Here is a 13922-nt window from a genome sequence, read left to right as displayed (position 1 = left end):
CAATGGACAAAGAACAATTACAGGAAATGTATTCACAAGAGGAATACTACTGGGGAAAAGAGCCGAATACATTAGCGCAGCGCATTTTGGGTTACATACCTAAAGACCAAATCCATGGCAAAAAGGTGATTGATATCGGTGCAGGAGAAGGCAGGGATAGTGTGTTCCTAGCTAAGCATGGTTTTGATGTTTTAGCTATGGATGTTGCACCTGCTGGATTAGCAAAGGCGAAGAAATTAGCGAGTGAAATGAATACAACGATTCGGACAGTTGAGGGAGATGTAAATCATTTTATTCTTCCTCACAGTGTTGATATCATTTATTCCATTGGAACATTACAATACATCCATCCAAGGAATAGGATGCAACAATTTAACCATTTTAAAGAAAACACGTTACCTGATGGACTGAATGTATTATTTGCCTTCATTGAACATCCTGACATTGAAATTGCACCCGACTGGGGAAAAAATGAATACCTCTATCAAAGAAACGAATTACAAAATTATTATGTGGATTGGGAAACACTTTTTACTGAAGAAATGATTTTTGATTGTAATTCCAGTGGCATTCCCCATCGCCATGCTGCAAGGATTTTGATTACCAGAAAACCTTCTTAAAGGAATGCATTTGCTCTAACAATAAAGTCCCTCCTTAGAGAAGGAGGGCTTTATTTTTCAATAAATCAATGTAATCTTGATATGCCTCTGATGATATGTTATGCAAATTTATTTTGTCAGAAAAAGGTTTAAGTGTTAATAAAATATCATCAAATGTTATCTGCTCTGTCGCCCTATACAAATCAATTCGCATCAATAAATCTTTGGTGTAAGGACGTTTTTCATCAAGAAAAACTACTCCTGAAAGGAAGTCCTTTACAACTTCGCTATTCAATACTGCGAAGGTAAAGACCGCAGTATTGTAATCGTTAAAAGAAAGGAAATAACATGTATCATCTAGCATGACAGGTTTATTATTAATTGGCTGTATAAAGGTAAAATGAGAGTTTTTATACATCCCAGAGATAGCAACCTTATAAGGTAAAAACGAGTAATCACCTATACCAAAAATTGAAAAACTGGGTTTTCCCTTATAGATACTTGACTTTCTTGCGTCAAGTTTATCTTTGTGGGATTGTAAATAAGACCATAGTTTTGGATATTGTTTCTCTATATAATCGGTACTTTCTCCAATATTCTTTTGAGTTATAATCACCTTTTTTCTAACGGAATCAGAGAAAATCCCTGCTTTAAGGTCAGAACTTTTAAGTAAGTCATAGACTAAGTCGCGTTCGATATCCACAATCTCTTTTAATTTGTTAGTCAACTTATTTCCCTTCGTGTCTAATTCCATAACGCTAGAACAATCGTGCTTTATACCAGACCGCCATTCAAATTGGCATTGATTATCGACAAGGTAGGAACGCTTATACTTATCAATGTTGGATACAAATTTATGATTATACCACCCAAAAGTAGAGATAAGTTTTTCAGGCTCGTCTAACTTATAAGTTTTACAAACTTGGTCTGTTAATGGCTTTCCAAGTCTAACAACAAACAATGAGGCTTCAGTTGCAGCGTTAAAATCTTTTTTGGCATCTATATTTAGTAGCTTAATATCAGTTATGTTAAATCTTCTTTTCGGAAGATCATGAACGATTTTTTTGGCTACCGAGTTTTTACAAAGCATCGCAAGTGTGCCATTAACATTGGAAAACGTCTCTAACATCCGCAGGATAATATACTCGCAAATATCGAAGTTACTTTTTCCTGTTAATGCATCTAATCCCTTATGTTTTTTAAAGTTGTTTTTATTTGGTAAGTTTTTTGCATCAAGAGTACCAAGTTCAGAGTTAGTCACCCATGGAGGGTTACCAATAATTAAAACCTCTTCATTAGAGTTAAAAATACTCTTATCAAAGTCATGACTAAAAATGTCATCGTGGTATAAATAAATATCTGGTTTTTGGTTTGAAAATTTTTGTTTCTCCAGTAAGGTTTTCTTACAATACCAAACATATCCTTTTTGTATTTCAACACCATATATCTTTTTTATGTTAGAAAAAAAATCTAAAACAGAATTTATAAAGTTACCTTTCCCGAAAGTAGGTTCAATAACAATAGTAGGATTACAGTTGTAATTTCTAACCAAGTATTCACAGATTTGATGAGTCAGATGTGGAGGAGTTTGATAATCACCAAACTCCCTCCCACCCTGTAGCAGTTCTTCATTTGCAAACTTATCATGCTCAATAAAATCGTCAACAGAGGTAAAGCAATCAACTATACCCGTTTCTTTATAGATTGTATCGTTATAAGCCTTAATGTCTGTAATAGTCATGTTAGTTTGAGTAGAAGACTCCAGTAAGATACGCTTGTTTTGAATCATATAATCTTCACTATTCCTTCTACTTTATTCTTAGGTATGTCAACTATTCGTTTATACTGCAATCGCCATTGAAGAGCATTTGATATAGTTAAATATCCTTGTACGGGAGGATTACTTAGAATTTCTTCGGCAAGCCCTTGATAAATAATTTCATCACCTGGCAATGCTCTATCATAAAAATATGCTATCAAATCATCCACGTTACCATCGTTTTCGAGAATTTGCCGAATACCTCTAGTAGTTTGATAATCACCCGTTCTAGTTTTATCGATGAAAGCACAGCTTACAAAATCTAATGTAGTTGTTTGAGTTGAAGGATTGTCTTTTTTATCATAAACGAAAAGTAATAAATTATATCCAAGCCCGTAGATTTTTTCTCTTGGAGACTTAAATGGGCAAGAAGATTGAGGTTGTTTAATCGAAGTAACCTTTATATCAGTATTTATAGACTCTGAAGGGAGGTCGATTCCCTTGGCAGAATTTCCAATTTCTATAGTAAAAGAATCTTGTAAAAACTGTTGGAAAGAGTGTTCGACATATGTACCAACTGCTTTTCCGTCGGTAATTCCAAATAATGAAGAATTCTGCTTTTGCGACTCAAGTTTACAGAACTCTTCTGCCTTGGCTATTAAATCTGAAATGGTTAATATTGGCTTCATCTAAAGTTTGCTCTCTTTCTTCCAGGATTTCTAGTTCATAATACCATATTGCTCTTAGTTACGCCAAAATGTTATGTGGTTTTATTCCGTGAAATAATATGCAATACCCCGACCCAGTGCCTAGTGATTCGTTTTTCTTTGTTTAAGACAGCGTAAGGCTCGTTTCCCCCACACCAAATTCCCCCAAATCCTTTTCTGGACTGTACAATTTTATAACCTTTTTCCTCAGTCATGCTGAGTTCTTTTACCCTCATGATGTTAAACTAAAAAGTGGACACACATTTATGATAGAAATAAGAGTCTACGCAAGCAGAAATTCCGAAGCGAAAATCACCAGTTCTCCGAGCTTCAAAAGCGAATTCGTGATCTAGAAGAAGAGAATGCCATCTTAAAAACATCTTCGCCAAAGACCAGCGATAATTTTTGCCTTTATTCATCAACATCGCTACACGTTTCGGGTGAAGAAGATGTGCCGGGTGTTTCAGGTTTCCCGAAGCGGATATTACAAGTGGCTGAACCGTTCTCAGACTTTTATTTCGCAATTGATTCCTGTTAGTTGAATAATCATTTGGATGTTAACCAATGATTTTAATGGTAAATAAAAAACAACTAATTAAATTGGTTAGAAATAGGTTGTCGATTAATTATGTTAACTATGGTCTTCTTTCTAGAGCAAGCTTGATTCCAAAAGCCACAAGAACCAATCCTGAGATTCCTTGAATGACACGCTGTGTAGATGTTTTTTTCATCCATACACTAATAGAATCAATTAAATTCACATACAGTAAAAACCAAATAATGGTTAAAACAGTATAAGTGATTCCCATAATAAGAAATTGCAAAAAGGGGTTACTCCCAGAAGTTAAAAATTGTGGAAGAAAAGTAAGAAAAAAGATAGCTATTTTCGGATTCAGGAGGTTCGTTAGAAACCCTTGGCGAAATGGAGATTTATTCTGATATTTTGCTTGAATATCATCATTCGATGAAACTTCTCTTTTCTTCTTTAAAGACCACAATGATGTTATACCTAGATAAATGAGATAGATTGCACCAACATATTTAAAAATAGAAAACAATAGTGCGGATTTAACGATAATGGCGGAAAGACCAAAAACTGCTGCTAAGGTATGAATGATAAGCCCTGTAGAAATGCCTAAAACCGTCTTGATTCCTCCTTTTTTTCCGTAAGCAATAGTGTTTTGCGTGGCTAATCCAGTATCGGGACCAGGAAGAATAATAAGTAAGATCGATGTGATGACAAAGAGATAAAAATTTCCCATACCAACCTCCAAATTTAATAAAAATTTTGTCTCTTAACATAGCATAAATGGGTAGTTTTGAAAATACCTTTATCTGAATAATACTGCCCGTTAGCTCAGTAAAAAATTTTACGTTACAAACAACAATCTTTGTGAAAAAAGCCTTTAGCCTTTATTAATAACTATCCATTCAATAATCATATTTCCCTTATCCCTATGAAAAAAAGAGAAACAGAAAACCATTCCATTTCTCTAAAAAATGTTTTCGTTTTTTTCTCTTTTTTTCATCCTAACTATGTCCAGAATAAATAAACTCTTGCTACAAATCCCGCTTTTTTCGATTTTTTTATCCCGTTTTTTCTGTCAGGACTTTATTTTTCTCGAAATATTGAGAGAATGAAAGGAAAAATAAGAATCTGTTACTCATTAAAGCTAACCATAAAGACATTCTCTCCATAAGTTACTTACTTCTCCACTCATTCGGTATTTTGCAGAGAATATAATTTCCTGTCCACATTTGTGTCGTTACAATGATAGTCCGGTCCTTCTTCATAAAGAAGAATCCGTTTCCATCTCTATTCTTCAATGTCCAACCATTTTTACTTACCATTCGCGTCACATTCTTATATCCTCTCCCTTGCTCCATTCTTGTAATGTACCATTCATAACCGTCTTCCTCCGCTATTTTTACGATGGTTTCAGATGAATGTTCAAGCCGTGAAACAGCCTCCCTTTTATTTATAGAAGAGATGGGCAATGGTGGATAATATTCTCTATTTAACACAAACCTTGTGAGAAATACAGAAAGTAAAAGGAAAAGAACGATAAGTAGATACTTTCTCAAAGAAAACTCCTCCCAGGTCTCCATATCTTCCGTTATATCTACTACTAACTCTCCCTTTTTTATCCTTTTATTCTATATTCACGATACTATAGAATCAAAAACAAAAACATATTTTTCCTGTCGATACAGGGAAGAAGTGCTGTATGGAAAGGCACGAGGAATAGGCGACTATCTCGTTTGGCGAGATTGCTGACGAAGCAATAGATATGGGAATGAGTTTTGAGCGGTGTCTGGACCTTATATTCTTGATAGAACGGAGTAGCAAACATGTTATTTCCTACGACGATTGTAGCGATTGTCATTTTTTCAATCCTGTATATGAAATATTACAAAGTATTAAAAGAAAATATGAGAAACTACAAAAAAGCAATTTTAGGAACGGTAGTTGCAACTATGGTTTTAGGTTCCCCTGTTTCTTCATTTGCTGCTAATGCAGAGGAAACGGCTCCAATATCAAAGTATGTAAAACTTGATAAGGCAGTAGAAGAAAAAGGAATCTATCGTACTTTCACTGAATGGGATGGAAAAACTGGTGAGATGGAACTTAACTTTAATAGTGGAGAGGTAAAATTTAACGGAGAAATATTACCCTTGAAAGTGGAACGTCAGCAAAGCAATCAGTCAAAAAGCAACTTTGCTCTTACAGCACTTCCAGGTTACAAATATGTTGGAACCCTAACAGGGCATACAAAAGTTAATAAAGATAGTATAGAGTATGCAAGTTATTTAATAGGTCTATACACTAAATTAGGGGTTGGAGTTATTACTAATATTTTATCTAAAATGCTTCGTGACAATATTCCGGATGCTTATTATGCGTATGATCTATACGAGAAAAATCCAATGACTGACAATTGGTATCAATATACAGAAACAACTTTCTATACAGATTCAGCCAGAAAGAAAAAATATAGCGGGCCTCATAAAAGCATTGAATTTAAGGTATATTTACCTAATAGTTAAGTAGATTCAATTTATATATTTTAGTAGACAAGTTATTTGTTGTAAAATTATTAAAAAACTTAAATTACATCTGTATATTTTTGAAATATACAGATGTGTTTTTTATTTTTAGACTGAAGGAGGATAGATATGTTTATTAATCCTTATAAAAATCGTTTACCGTTATTTTTATTTCTTGAACTATCAATAACTGTTGTGCTTGTAGGTTTTATTATTTTTGCTATAAGAACAAATCAACATTTTAACACCATTGCATTATTAGCCTCTCTTATTTTCCTTATACGTTATATTGAAAAACCAAAAAAAGTAGGAAACTTATTGTTGTTTTTAATTATTCTGTCTACGTGGTTAGGAATACGCTTTACTTAAAAATAAAATATGTACAAAACATCCCGGCCACGCCGGGTTATTTTTGTTCTATTTTATAACATAAGAAGAACATTAAAAATACAAAAAACAAAAAGTCCTAGAAGGGGCTTTGTGAACTGTAACCCTAAAAGTAGACACTAAAAAAAGAACCTATACACTGAGAAGGTGACTCCGATATTCATTTGGAGTCATCTTTTTTAATGTCCACTGGTAGCGGTGGCAGTTGTAGTCATAGATATAGTCAGACACGAGCTCAACGAGCTCGTTAAAACTTATGCAATCTAAGTAGTCTAACTCGTCCTTCATATGACCAAAAAAGGATTCCATTGGGGCATTTCCCAACAGTTTCCCTTTCGAGACATGGAGGAGGGCAAACCAAGTTCTATGCTCCGCTTCTGATAAGCTGGATTCATGTAATGAACACCCTGATCTGAATGTAAGATTGCTTCTGGTCGGTGATCCGTAAGAAGAGACGTTTCTTTGGCAAACAACCATCCGTAGTGTACCCAAACCTTCTTGCACGCCAGTTTAAGGCAGAAGCACCAAATCAAAAATGGGTAATCGACATTACGTATCTTCCTTTCCAAAACCAGTTTCTTTACTTATCTGCCATACAGGATTTATATAATAACGAAGTTGTTGCCTATCATATTTCCGAACGAAATGACCTCAAGCTTGTCCTGGATACATTGGATAAAGCAAAAAGAAAAAGAAACGTGACTGGAAGCATGACCCACTCCGATCAAGGATTCCAATACACGTCTCGTTCGTACAACAGACGAATCGAACAGTGGGAACAGTGGGGCATGGTGGGCAGCCACTCTCGCAAAGGAAACGGTCTAGACAACGCCTGCATCGAATCGTTCTTTTCGCATCTTAAAACAGAAAAGTTGTACATGGATAAGTGTACGTCAATGGACGAACTTCATCAAGCCATTGGGCAATATATTACTTTTTACAACAGTGAACGGTTCCAGAAAAAACTCGGCTATCTGTCGCCGATCGAATATCGGGAAAAAATAGACGCATAAAAATATAGGCTTTTTTAACACTGTCTACTTGACAGGGGTAAGACCATACAGAGCACTTTAATTGTTTCTTTAAGATTGTCTTGCACGGACAAAGATATCCATCTCGTGTCCATCGTCAGTAGTTACGTACACTTTCCAATTCCCTCCTACTCCATTGATATTAGAAAACGGTTCTGTTGTAGATGTACCTGGGTCAATAAGTATATTCCTCTTTTCATATCCATTATGGTATATTTTTAATCTCACTTTTCCAGAACCTTTATTTTTTACATGTATATTTAGAAGTGTCCCATTACTTGGCGAACATGTAAATGTCCTCTCAAAAGAATCCCTTCCCTTATGATAAGCATCGTCTATTAATGTCACTGACAAAAGCTTGTTATCTACTTCTTTTCCTTCATCTTGCAAATTTGTTGAAATGGCAGGAGTTGTCGAACTTTCACTGTCTTTTACAGCGCATGCCAAAGATGCTGAAGGTACGGTCAATATACATGCCGTTGCTAGCCCAAGTTTTATAATTTTTTTCATAATAATAACCTCCTAAAATTTCCAATTACATATATTGTAATTATATATCGGAAGAGAAAAATATTCCATATTTTTTAATATATTTACAGTTAATTATTTTTTTAAAAATTTACTCTTCCAATTTTGATTAAATTTAAACATAAAAACTAATTATATAATATAACATTGTAAAACCTAATGATTCAGAAGCCATCAGTCATAAAATAAGTCTATTTCCTTACATCCTAATTTATATAGCTACCGATTAAGGGTTTAACAAACGGTTATTTGGCAATACTGGCTCCTATCATCACAATGATAAGGAGCGGATTATGTTATGAAAAAATCACTGATTACAAACACTCACGGATTTACGAGTGAAGCGTTACGAAAGGAAGAGCGTGAGATTTCTGATGCTTTTTTTCGGCAGCGTGTGACGGCTGTTCGGCTGATTCTTGAAGGTTTTTCTACGGTAAAAGCTGCAAGAAGTACTGGGCATTTGTCGCCAGTCTGTCTCTACGTATGTCAAGATGTTTAATCGAGGTGGGATAGCTGAACTTCTTCAGCGTGATTTCCCTCCGGGAAAACAACCGTATCTCTCACCAGAAGAACAAATGGAGGTGAAAAAAGTGATATTGGAAAGCACACCGGAACAGGAAGGGATTGAACCGTCTCAATCGTGGGATACCCGCCTGCTTCAAAAATGGATCGAAGAACGGTTTTCTGTTACGATGTCACGTTCAGGTATCGCGGATATGCTTCATCGCTTAGGATTGCGTTGGAAGCGTACAACGTATGTATTGGCAAAAGCAAACAAAGAGAAACAGCAGGCGTTTGTACACCAGGTAGAGATGATAAAAAAACGTAATGGACGAAAATACGGTACTGCTTGCACAAGACGAGACCCATGTTCGCTCGTATCAAGCCCTTCGGGCTACATGGTCTCCGAAAGGAGAACAGAAGCAGATTCCAACATACGGTCATCACGCTCAGGTGACTTTATTCGGAACCGTAGATACGCAAATCGGCGACATATTCTGTACAACGGCAGATTCTTGTAATGCCGCTTCTTTTCTGGAATTCTTGAAGAAAGTGATGAAGCGCCATGCCAACAAGAAGGTCATTATGATCATCGATAATGCTCGTATTCATCATGCCAAACTCCTTCGTCCTTTTCTAAAAGAGCATCATCAGAGACTCTACTTATTGTTTTTGCCGCCGTATTCACCCAATCTAAATCCAATTGAAAAGCTTTGGCGCTGGCTTAAAGATAGTGTCATTTCAAACATGTTTCACAAAAATCAATCGGAGATTGAACAGGCGGTTCAGCGATTTTTAGACTTTACACAATCTTGTCCAGAACAAGTACTACGTCGTATTGGCTGTTAAACTGTCAATTGGAATGTATATAAATATTCAAAAGCTGGTTATCAAAAGAAAATCGATAAGATTAACAAACAGATTGATGTTCTAAAAAATCGAAAAAGAAAATACATCAACCTGTTAGCTGATGGAATCATTACCCATGAGGAATATCAAGATAGTATTGAAGCAAATAACAAAGAACTAACTGAATTAATGGAAAAGAAAAATCAACTTCTTTCATTATTGGAAAGTGAAGATGTGATTGAAACCATTGAAAAACTAAAACAAGAATTACTTCACTTTCTCAACTTCGATGAATTGACACCAGAAATTCTGCATCGGCTTATTAATCGGATTGAGGTAAAAGAGGACGGTACGCCGATTATTCATTATCGGTTTGCCGCCCCGAAAATTAAATAGAAGCAGGAAATTATTAATTTTTTCCTGCTTCTTTTTTTAGAATTAACTTCGAGACACACTCCACATGCGCCGTATGTGGAAACATATCCACTGGCTGTACCCATTCCAGCTTGTACTCTTTTAATAAATCAGCTATGTTTTTGGCCAGGGTCGACGGATTGCACGATACATAGACAAAACGCTTCGGCTTTGCTTTCAGTATGGCGTCTAAAAGCGCTTTGTCACAGCCAACGCGCGGCGGATCAACGACAATTACATCCGGACGTTCTCCCCGCTTGACCCACTGTGGCAGCAATTTCTCCGCTTGTCCAACATAAAATTCCGCGTTCGTAATCCCGCTCTTTTCCGCGTTCCGCTTCGCATCTGCCACCGCTTCCGGAATCACCTCAATACCGCGCACCTTTCGCGCATCCGGGGCCAACCAGAGAGCAATCGTGCCCACACCGCAGTACGCATCTACTACAAGCTCCGAGCCAGTCAAACCGGCTGCTTCTTTCACAGCATTGTACAATTTCACAGTCTGGGACGGATTCAATTGGAAGAACGCACGCGGTGACAGCGAGAACTTTACATTCCCCAGCGACTCGTCAATCGCCTCTTTTCCCCAGAGCGTAATCGTCTTGTCGCCAAAAATTAGGGGAGTCTTCCGCTTATTAATATTCTGGCTAATGCTTGTCAACCGTGGCAAACGCATCCTGAGCTCCGCAATCAGTTCCTTTGTGCGGGGCAACTTATCTTCTGCCGTCACAAGAATAAGCTGTTGCTCGCCAGTCTCAAAGCCAACGCGCGCCACAATCGTCCGGACAACTCCAGTTCGCTTTCGCTCGTTATATACTGGAATATTCAACTTTTCAAGCGCTTCACGGGCTGCGGAAATCATACGATTCGTTTCCGGATGTTGAATCGGGCAATCACCAATATCAACAAGTCGATGGCTATCCGCCGCATACAATCCCATAATGACTTTTCCATCCCTCATCCCGGCCTGCAACTGCGCCTTGTTTCGGTAGTTCCATGGCTCGTCCATGCCCAGAATCGGACGAAGCGGCAATTCTTTCATCTCCGTATACCGCTCAAACGCGCCACGCACCATATCTTCTTTTGCTTTTAATTGTCCTTCATACGTCATATGCTGCAGCTGGCAACCACCACATTCGTCATATACCGGACAGAATGGCGTCTGGCGAAGTTCTGATGTTTGTTTGATTTTTTTTATTTTTCCTTCCGCGTAGGAAGATTGTACTTTCGTAATGCTTGCCTCCACGACTTCCCCAGGCAAGGCGCCGGGCACAAATACCGCTTTTTTCTTATAATAACCAATACCTTCTCCGTTAATCCCAATCCGCTTTATTGTTAAAAGTATTTCCCGGCCAACATCCAGTTCTGCACCGTCTGTTTGCTTCCTTTTTTTCGTTTTCATGCAAAAACTCATCCTTTTTCAATTATATATGCAATTGTATAGTACATTATATCCGCCTAAAAGGTTTAATCCAAACTCCATACTCCCAAGACAAAATTAAAACGCCATGTCTGTTATACGTATCCAGGGATTTCTTCCTGAACTTACTACAATCTTTTCATGCATAAATCTGATACAATGGTTAGGACAAAGAATAGTATCTGGGGGAATTCATATGGCGACTTCAACAGCCATCGCTTCGTTGGAGACACTTGTTACCATTCATCGGAGCGACGACCCCGATGAAATTTACAAACAACTCGTTTCCAACTTCAAGCGTGTTCCGCACTTCGGCTGGATTGGCGTCTATATTCAGGAGGGAGCAAATATGATGTTGAAAGCTGCTTCCAATGAATTGGCTCCTGTGTCGCTCGCCCACCAATCCATCATGCAAATTCCCATTCGCGGAGAAAAAAGGGTGCTGGGAAAAATTATGGTCATAACTAACCCTTCCCAGCCGGTTGATGAATCTGATTATGCGGCGCTTGCCAAAACTGGAGAAGAGCTCGGAAAAAAATTATCAACGCTTAACCTCTTAATCTAATTAAGACTTCCTCTTTCTTATGTAGTATAATCTTCCTTGAGGTGAAAAGCGAATGACCAAACATCAAAAACAGTCGCTTCTGCTGGCGGTTTTGGCCGTCATATGCTTTATAGGAGTCGGAATTTCAGTCGGAGAACGAAGCGCTCTGATGGCAGGCGTTTTCTTTATAGCTGCTATCTTTATTATTGGCTTCGGCTTTATGTTAAAAAGCAAGCGCCGGAAAAATGGAACTCTATAACGGGCAACGGCCCGCCGTTCGCAGACTGCGAATGGCGGGCCATTTACTTTCCACTATCCTCTCTATACTAAACGAAATACACAAATAAGCAAATATTCAAAAGAATACTTGAATTTAATTTTGGGAAGCATATACTGAAAATACCAAAAATATAGGAGGATTCTTTATGGGCGGACACCATGATCATGGGCACTCCTACCACGGACACGGCCATCACCACCACGACGGAAATGCCAATCATACGTCATTGTTTCTTGCTTTCATTCTAATTACCGGCTTTATGATTGTCGAGTTTTTCGGCGGCCTCCTCAGCAACAGCCTTGCACTTATTTCCGATGCCGGGCATATGCTAAGCGACGCTGCTTCCCTATTTTTAAGTCTATTCGCTATGCGTCTCGCCACCAAGCCAACCACCGCGACAAAAACATACGGCTATAAACGGACGGAAATTCTGGCCGCTTTGCTAAATGGTATCACACTTATCATTATCTCCTTATACATCTTTATCGAAGCGTACGATCGCCTATTCTCGCCACAACCAGTCGCCAGCATCAGCATGATGACGATTGCTGCATTCGGTCTTCTCATCAATATTGCCGCGGCTTGGATTTTGATGCGGGGCGGCGATACCTCTAAAAACTTAAATGTACGCAGCGCGTTTCTGCATGTACTCGGCGATATGCTCGGTTCGGTCGGAGCCATCATAGCTGGACTTCTTATCTGGCTATTTGGCTGGACAATTGCCGATCCCATTGCAAGTATAATTGTGGCCATGCTCATACTAGTGTCCACCTGGCGCATCATCCGCGATTCTGTTAATGTATTAATGGAAGGTGTGCCAGCAGGAATGGATGTAGAAGAAATGCGGTGCGCCGTGCTCGCGCTGGAAGGAGTAGTAGAAGTGCACGATCTGCATGTCTGGACTGTGACATCTGGTTTTCCAGCGCTCAGCTGTCATATTGTCGTGCGCAATCTCGCGCAGGGCGGCGATGTGCTGCGTACCGCCAATCAGATATTCAGGGAAAGGTTTCATATCTCTCATACAACCATTCAAATCGAAGATATGACAATGTGTCAGGAAGAAAACATTTGCGATAAAAAAGGTCAATTGAAGAAAATAGGGGAAGATGATGACAAAGCAAGAAGTAATCAAAGCAATCGAAGGTCTGTCAGAACGTGAACTGAAAGCAATCATCCAAACGTTGAACGCACTTTCTATCATGAAAGAAAATAGGTATCCATTTCTCGGAAATTTCCTTGGTGTAACAGAAGAAAAAAGTGAACAGCCGGACGAATTCGTCTGCTCCATGCCTATTAGCCGGCAAATATTAAATCCGTACCGAATCGTCTATGGCGGAATTACTGCCACGCTGGCAGATATGGCAATGGGATGGATGTTAGAAAAACGAATTTCCGATAAAGACAAGTTCGTGACACTCGAAATGAACGTTCGTTATCATAAGGCAGGAACCGGCAAAAAATTAACGGCAACTGCACGTGTCATTCACCAAGCGCAGGACATCTGGCAGATGGCATGCCATGTGCATAATGACCGCGGCGAACTCATCGTAACAGCTACCGGCACCTTCCTTCAGCTGCGCCGAAATAAAGATTAGTTCTATAGAGTGAAATAAGCCATTTGTCCAAAATAAGCATAGCAAATTCAAGTCTAAATGTTGTAGTGTATATTCCTCAAATGCAAAGTTATACTTTGGGCCTGTTGACGGATTTATAATACACTTCTTTTCCAAGACTCCTCTTATGTACTTATCTTCACATCCCGCAGAAACGCTTATTTTTTGAAAAAAGGTGGTGACTATCCCGCTTCAATTATATAATAATCTCTGTTGAACCATTCAATAAAAATTGGAGAAAC

General features: G+C 38.2%; 16 protein-coding genes and 4 pseudogenes. 13 read left to right on the top strand and 7 right to left on the bottom strand.

What is annotated here, in order from left to right; genetic code table 11:
* Window positions 1-2: 2 nt before the first annotated feature.
* Complete coding sequence (locus tag K3F53_RS03180) at window positions 3-620, top strand: class I SAM-dependent methyltransferase (RefSeq protein ID WP_057899841.1); 618 nt, start codon at window positions 3-5, stop codon at window positions 618-620.
* A 34-nt stretch (window positions 621-654) separates the two neighbouring features.
* Here the strand turns inward: K3F53_RS03180 and K3F53_RS03175 are convergent, their stop codons facing one another.
* Window positions 655-2388: a hypothetical protein gene (locus K3F53_RS03175; protein WP_091260463.1), complete on the bottom strand. Its 1734-nt coding sequence runs from the start codon at window positions 2386-2388 to the stop codon at window positions 655-657.
* Window positions 2385-3047: a type II restriction-modification system restriction endonuclease gene (locus K3F53_RS03170; RefSeq protein ID WP_057899843.1), complete on the bottom strand. Its 663-nt coding sequence runs from the start codon at window positions 3045-3047 to the stop codon at window positions 2385-2387. Before K3F53_RS03170 ends, K3F53_RS03175 begins: the two co-directional genes overlap by 4 nt.
* 340 nt (window positions 3048-3387) lie before the next feature.
* On the opposite strand from K3F53_RS03170, the pseudogene K3F53_RS20010 reads away from it, so the two are divergent.
* Window positions 3388-3577, top strand: a pseudogene (locus K3F53_RS20010) (IS3 family transposase); the annotation flags it as partial.
* A 123-nt stretch (window positions 3578-3700) separates the two neighbouring features.
* On the opposite strand, the gene K3F53_RS03165 reads toward K3F53_RS20010, so the two are convergent.
* Both K3F53_RS03165 and K3F53_RS03160 read right to left on the bottom strand, forming a co-directional pair.
* Entirely contained in the window at window positions 3701-4327 is a 627-nt protein-coding gene (locus K3F53_RS03165) for a LysE family translocator (RefSeq protein ID WP_057899844.1), read from the bottom strand.
* Between the two features lie 439 nt (window positions 4328-4766).
* Window positions 4767-5150, bottom strand: a complete 384-nt coding sequence (locus K3F53_RS03160) for a hypothetical protein (protein ID WP_057899845.1) — start codon at window positions 5148-5150, stop codon at window positions 4767-4769.
* Window positions 5151-5417: 267 nt separating this feature from the next.
* On the opposite strand from K3F53_RS03160, the gene K3F53_RS03155 reads away from it, so the two are divergent.
* Window positions 5418-6113, top strand: coding sequence for a hypothetical protein (locus K3F53_RS03155; RefSeq protein ID WP_057899846.1), 696 nt, complete (start codon window positions 5418-5420; stop codon window positions 6111-6113).
* Window positions 6114-6242: 129 nt separating this feature from the next.
* Entirely contained in the window at window positions 6243-6482 is a 240-nt protein-coding gene (locus tag K3F53_RS03150) for a hypothetical protein (RefSeq protein ID WP_057899847.1), read from the top strand.
* 150 nt (window positions 6483-6632) lie between these two features.
* Here the strand turns inward: K3F53_RS03150 and K3F53_RS19295 are convergent.
* Window positions 6633-6928: pseudogene (locus K3F53_RS19295) on the bottom strand (IS3 family transposase); the annotation flags it as partial.
* A gap of 6 nt (window positions 6929-6934) precedes the next feature.
* Here K3F53_RS19295 and K3F53_RS03140 point away from each other — a divergent pair.
* Window positions 6935-7513 (top strand): annotated as a pseudogene (locus tag K3F53_RS03140) (IS3 family transposase); the annotation flags it as partial.
* 69 nt (window positions 7514-7582) lie between these two features.
* Here K3F53_RS03140 and K3F53_RS03135 read toward each other — a convergent pair.
* A complete protein-coding gene (locus tag K3F53_RS03135) occupies window positions 7583-8041 on the bottom strand; it encodes a hypothetical protein (protein WP_220559330.1) in 459 nt (152 codons plus the stop codon).
* Between the two features lie 316 nt (window positions 8042-8357).
* Here K3F53_RS03135 and K3F53_RS19290 point away from each other — a divergent pair, with 316 nt between their 5' ends.
* The 4 genes and pseudogenes from K3F53_RS19290 to K3F53_RS19275 all read left to right on the top strand — a co-directional run bounded on the left by K3F53_RS19290 (window position 8358) and on the right by K3F53_RS19275 (window position 9805).
* Window positions 8358-8558 (top strand): hypothetical protein, encoded by a 201-nt coding sequence (locus K3F53_RS19290; RefSeq protein WP_246615679.1) that lies wholly within the window; start codon window positions 8358-8360, stop codon window positions 8556-8558.
* Window positions 8551-8802: pseudogene (locus K3F53_RS19760) on the top strand (winged helix-turn-helix domain-containing protein); the annotation flags it as partial. The gene K3F53_RS19290 and the pseudogene K3F53_RS19760, both read left to right, overlap by 8 nt.
* Window positions 8803-8887: 85 nt before the next feature.
* Entirely contained in the window at window positions 8888-9409 is a 522-nt protein-coding gene (locus K3F53_RS19280) for an IS630 family transposase (protein WP_246615678.1), read from the top strand.
* A 189-nt stretch (window positions 9410-9598) separates the two neighbouring features.
* Complete coding sequence (locus K3F53_RS19275; RefSeq protein WP_057899851.1) at window positions 9599-9805, top strand: DUF4368 domain-containing protein; 207 nt, start codon at window positions 9599-9601, stop codon at window positions 9803-9805.
* Between the two features lie 13 nt (window positions 9806-9818).
* Here K3F53_RS19275 and rlmD read toward each other — a convergent pair whose 3' ends face one another.
* Complete coding sequence (gene rlmD / locus K3F53_RS03120; protein ID WP_220559329.1) at window positions 9819-11225, bottom strand: 23S rRNA (uracil(1939)-C(5))-methyltransferase RlmD; 1407 nt, start codon at window positions 11223-11225, stop codon at window positions 9819-9821.
* 214 nt (window positions 11226-11439) lie between these two features.
* Between rlmD and K3F53_RS03115 the strand changes: the two genes are divergently transcribed.
* The 4 genes from K3F53_RS03115 (at window position 11440) to K3F53_RS03100 (ending at window position 13662) form a co-directional block, all read left to right on the top strand.
* The gene (locus K3F53_RS03115) at window positions 11440-11808 is read left to right on the top strand and encodes a hypothetical protein (protein ID WP_057899862.1); all 369 of its coding nucleotides are present in this window, start codon (window positions 11440-11442) and stop codon (window positions 11806-11808) included.
* 52 nt (window positions 11809-11860) lie between these two features.
* Window positions 11861-12046 (top strand): YlaF family protein, encoded by a 186-nt coding sequence (locus K3F53_RS03110; RefSeq protein ID WP_057899863.1) that lies wholly within the window; start codon window positions 11861-11863, stop codon window positions 12044-12046.
* A gap of 166 nt (window positions 12047-12212) precedes the next feature.
* Complete coding sequence (locus K3F53_RS03105) at window positions 12213-13226, top strand: cation diffusion facilitator family transporter (protein WP_220559328.1); 1014 nt, start codon at window positions 12213-12215, stop codon at window positions 13224-13226.
* The gene (locus K3F53_RS03100; RefSeq protein ID WP_236781909.1) at window positions 13174-13662 is read left to right on the top strand and encodes a PaaI family thioesterase; all 489 of its coding nucleotides are present in this window, start codon (window positions 13174-13176) and stop codon (window positions 13660-13662) included. The genes K3F53_RS03105 and K3F53_RS03100 overlap by 53 nt, the downstream gene beginning before the upstream one ends.
* The last annotated feature ends 260 nt before the right edge of the window (window positions 13663-13922 follow it).

Origin of the sequence: Aneurinibacillus thermoaerophilus (assembly GCF_019603355.1) — a bacterium.
GTDB classification, from domain to species: Bacteria; Bacillota; Bacilli; order Aneurinibacillales; family Aneurinibacillaceae; genus Aneurinibacillus; species Aneurinibacillus thermoaerophilus.
The sequence above is the reverse complement of the archived record's forward strand: the minus strand, read 5'-3'. Positions and strand labels throughout refer to the sequence as shown.

Bases quoted from the DNA above. Each gene is read 5' to 3' on its own strand.
- K3F53_RS03170 (WP_057899843.1), bottom strand. From the start codon at position 3,047: ATGAAGCCAATATTAACCATTTCAGATTTAATAGCCAAGGCAGAAGAG.
- K3F53_RS03115 (WP_057899862.1), top strand. From the start codon at position 11,440: ATGGCGACTTCAACAGCCATCGCTTCGTTGGAGACACTTGTTACCATT.
- K3F53_RS03180 (WP_057899841.1), top strand. From the start codon at position 3: ATGGACAAAGAACAATTACAGGAAATGTATTCACAAGAGGAATACTAC.
- K3F53_RS03105 (WP_220559328.1), top strand. From the start codon at position 12,213: ATGGGCGGACACCATGATCATGGGCACTCCTACCACGGACACGGCCAT.
- K3F53_RS19290 (WP_246615679.1), top strand. From the start codon at position 8,358: ATGAAAAAATCACTGATTACAAACACTCACGGATTTACGAGTGAAGCG.
- rlmD (WP_220559329.1), bottom strand. From the start codon at position 11,225: ATGAAAACGAAAAAAAGGAAGCAAACAGACGGTGCAGAACTGGATGTT.
- K3F53_RS03150 (WP_057899847.1), top strand. From the start codon at position 6,243: ATGTTTATTAATCCTTATAAAAATCGTTTACCGTTATTTTTATTTCTT.
- K3F53_RS03100 (WP_236781909.1), top strand. From the start codon at position 13,174: ATGATGACAAAGCAAGAAGTAATCAAAGCAATCGAAGGTCTGTCAGAA.
- K3F53_RS19275 (WP_057899851.1), top strand. From the start codon at position 9,599: ATGGAAAAGAAAAATCAACTTCTTTCATTATTGGAAAGTGAAGATGTG.
- K3F53_RS03155 (WP_057899846.1), top strand. From the start codon at position 5,418: ATGTTATTTCCTACGACGATTGTAGCGATTGTCATTTTTTCAATCCTG.
- K3F53_RS03135 (WP_220559330.1), bottom strand. From the start codon at position 8,041: ATGAAAAAAATTATAAAACTTGGGCTAGCAACGGCATGTATATTGACC.
- K3F53_RS03165 (WP_057899844.1), bottom strand. From the start codon at position 4,327: ATGGGAAATTTTTATCTCTTTGTCATCACATCGATCTTACTTATTATT.
- K3F53_RS03110 (WP_057899863.1), top strand. From the start codon at position 11,861: ATGACCAAACATCAAAAACAGTCGCTTCTGCTGGCGGTTTTGGCCGTC.
- K3F53_RS03175 (WP_091260463.1), bottom strand. From the start codon at position 2,388: ATGATTCAAAACAAGCGTATCTTACTGGAGTCTTCTACTCAAACTAAC.
- K3F53_RS19280 (WP_246615678.1), top strand. From the start codon at position 8,888: ATGGACGAAAATACGGTACTGCTTGCACAAGACGAGACCCATGTTCGC.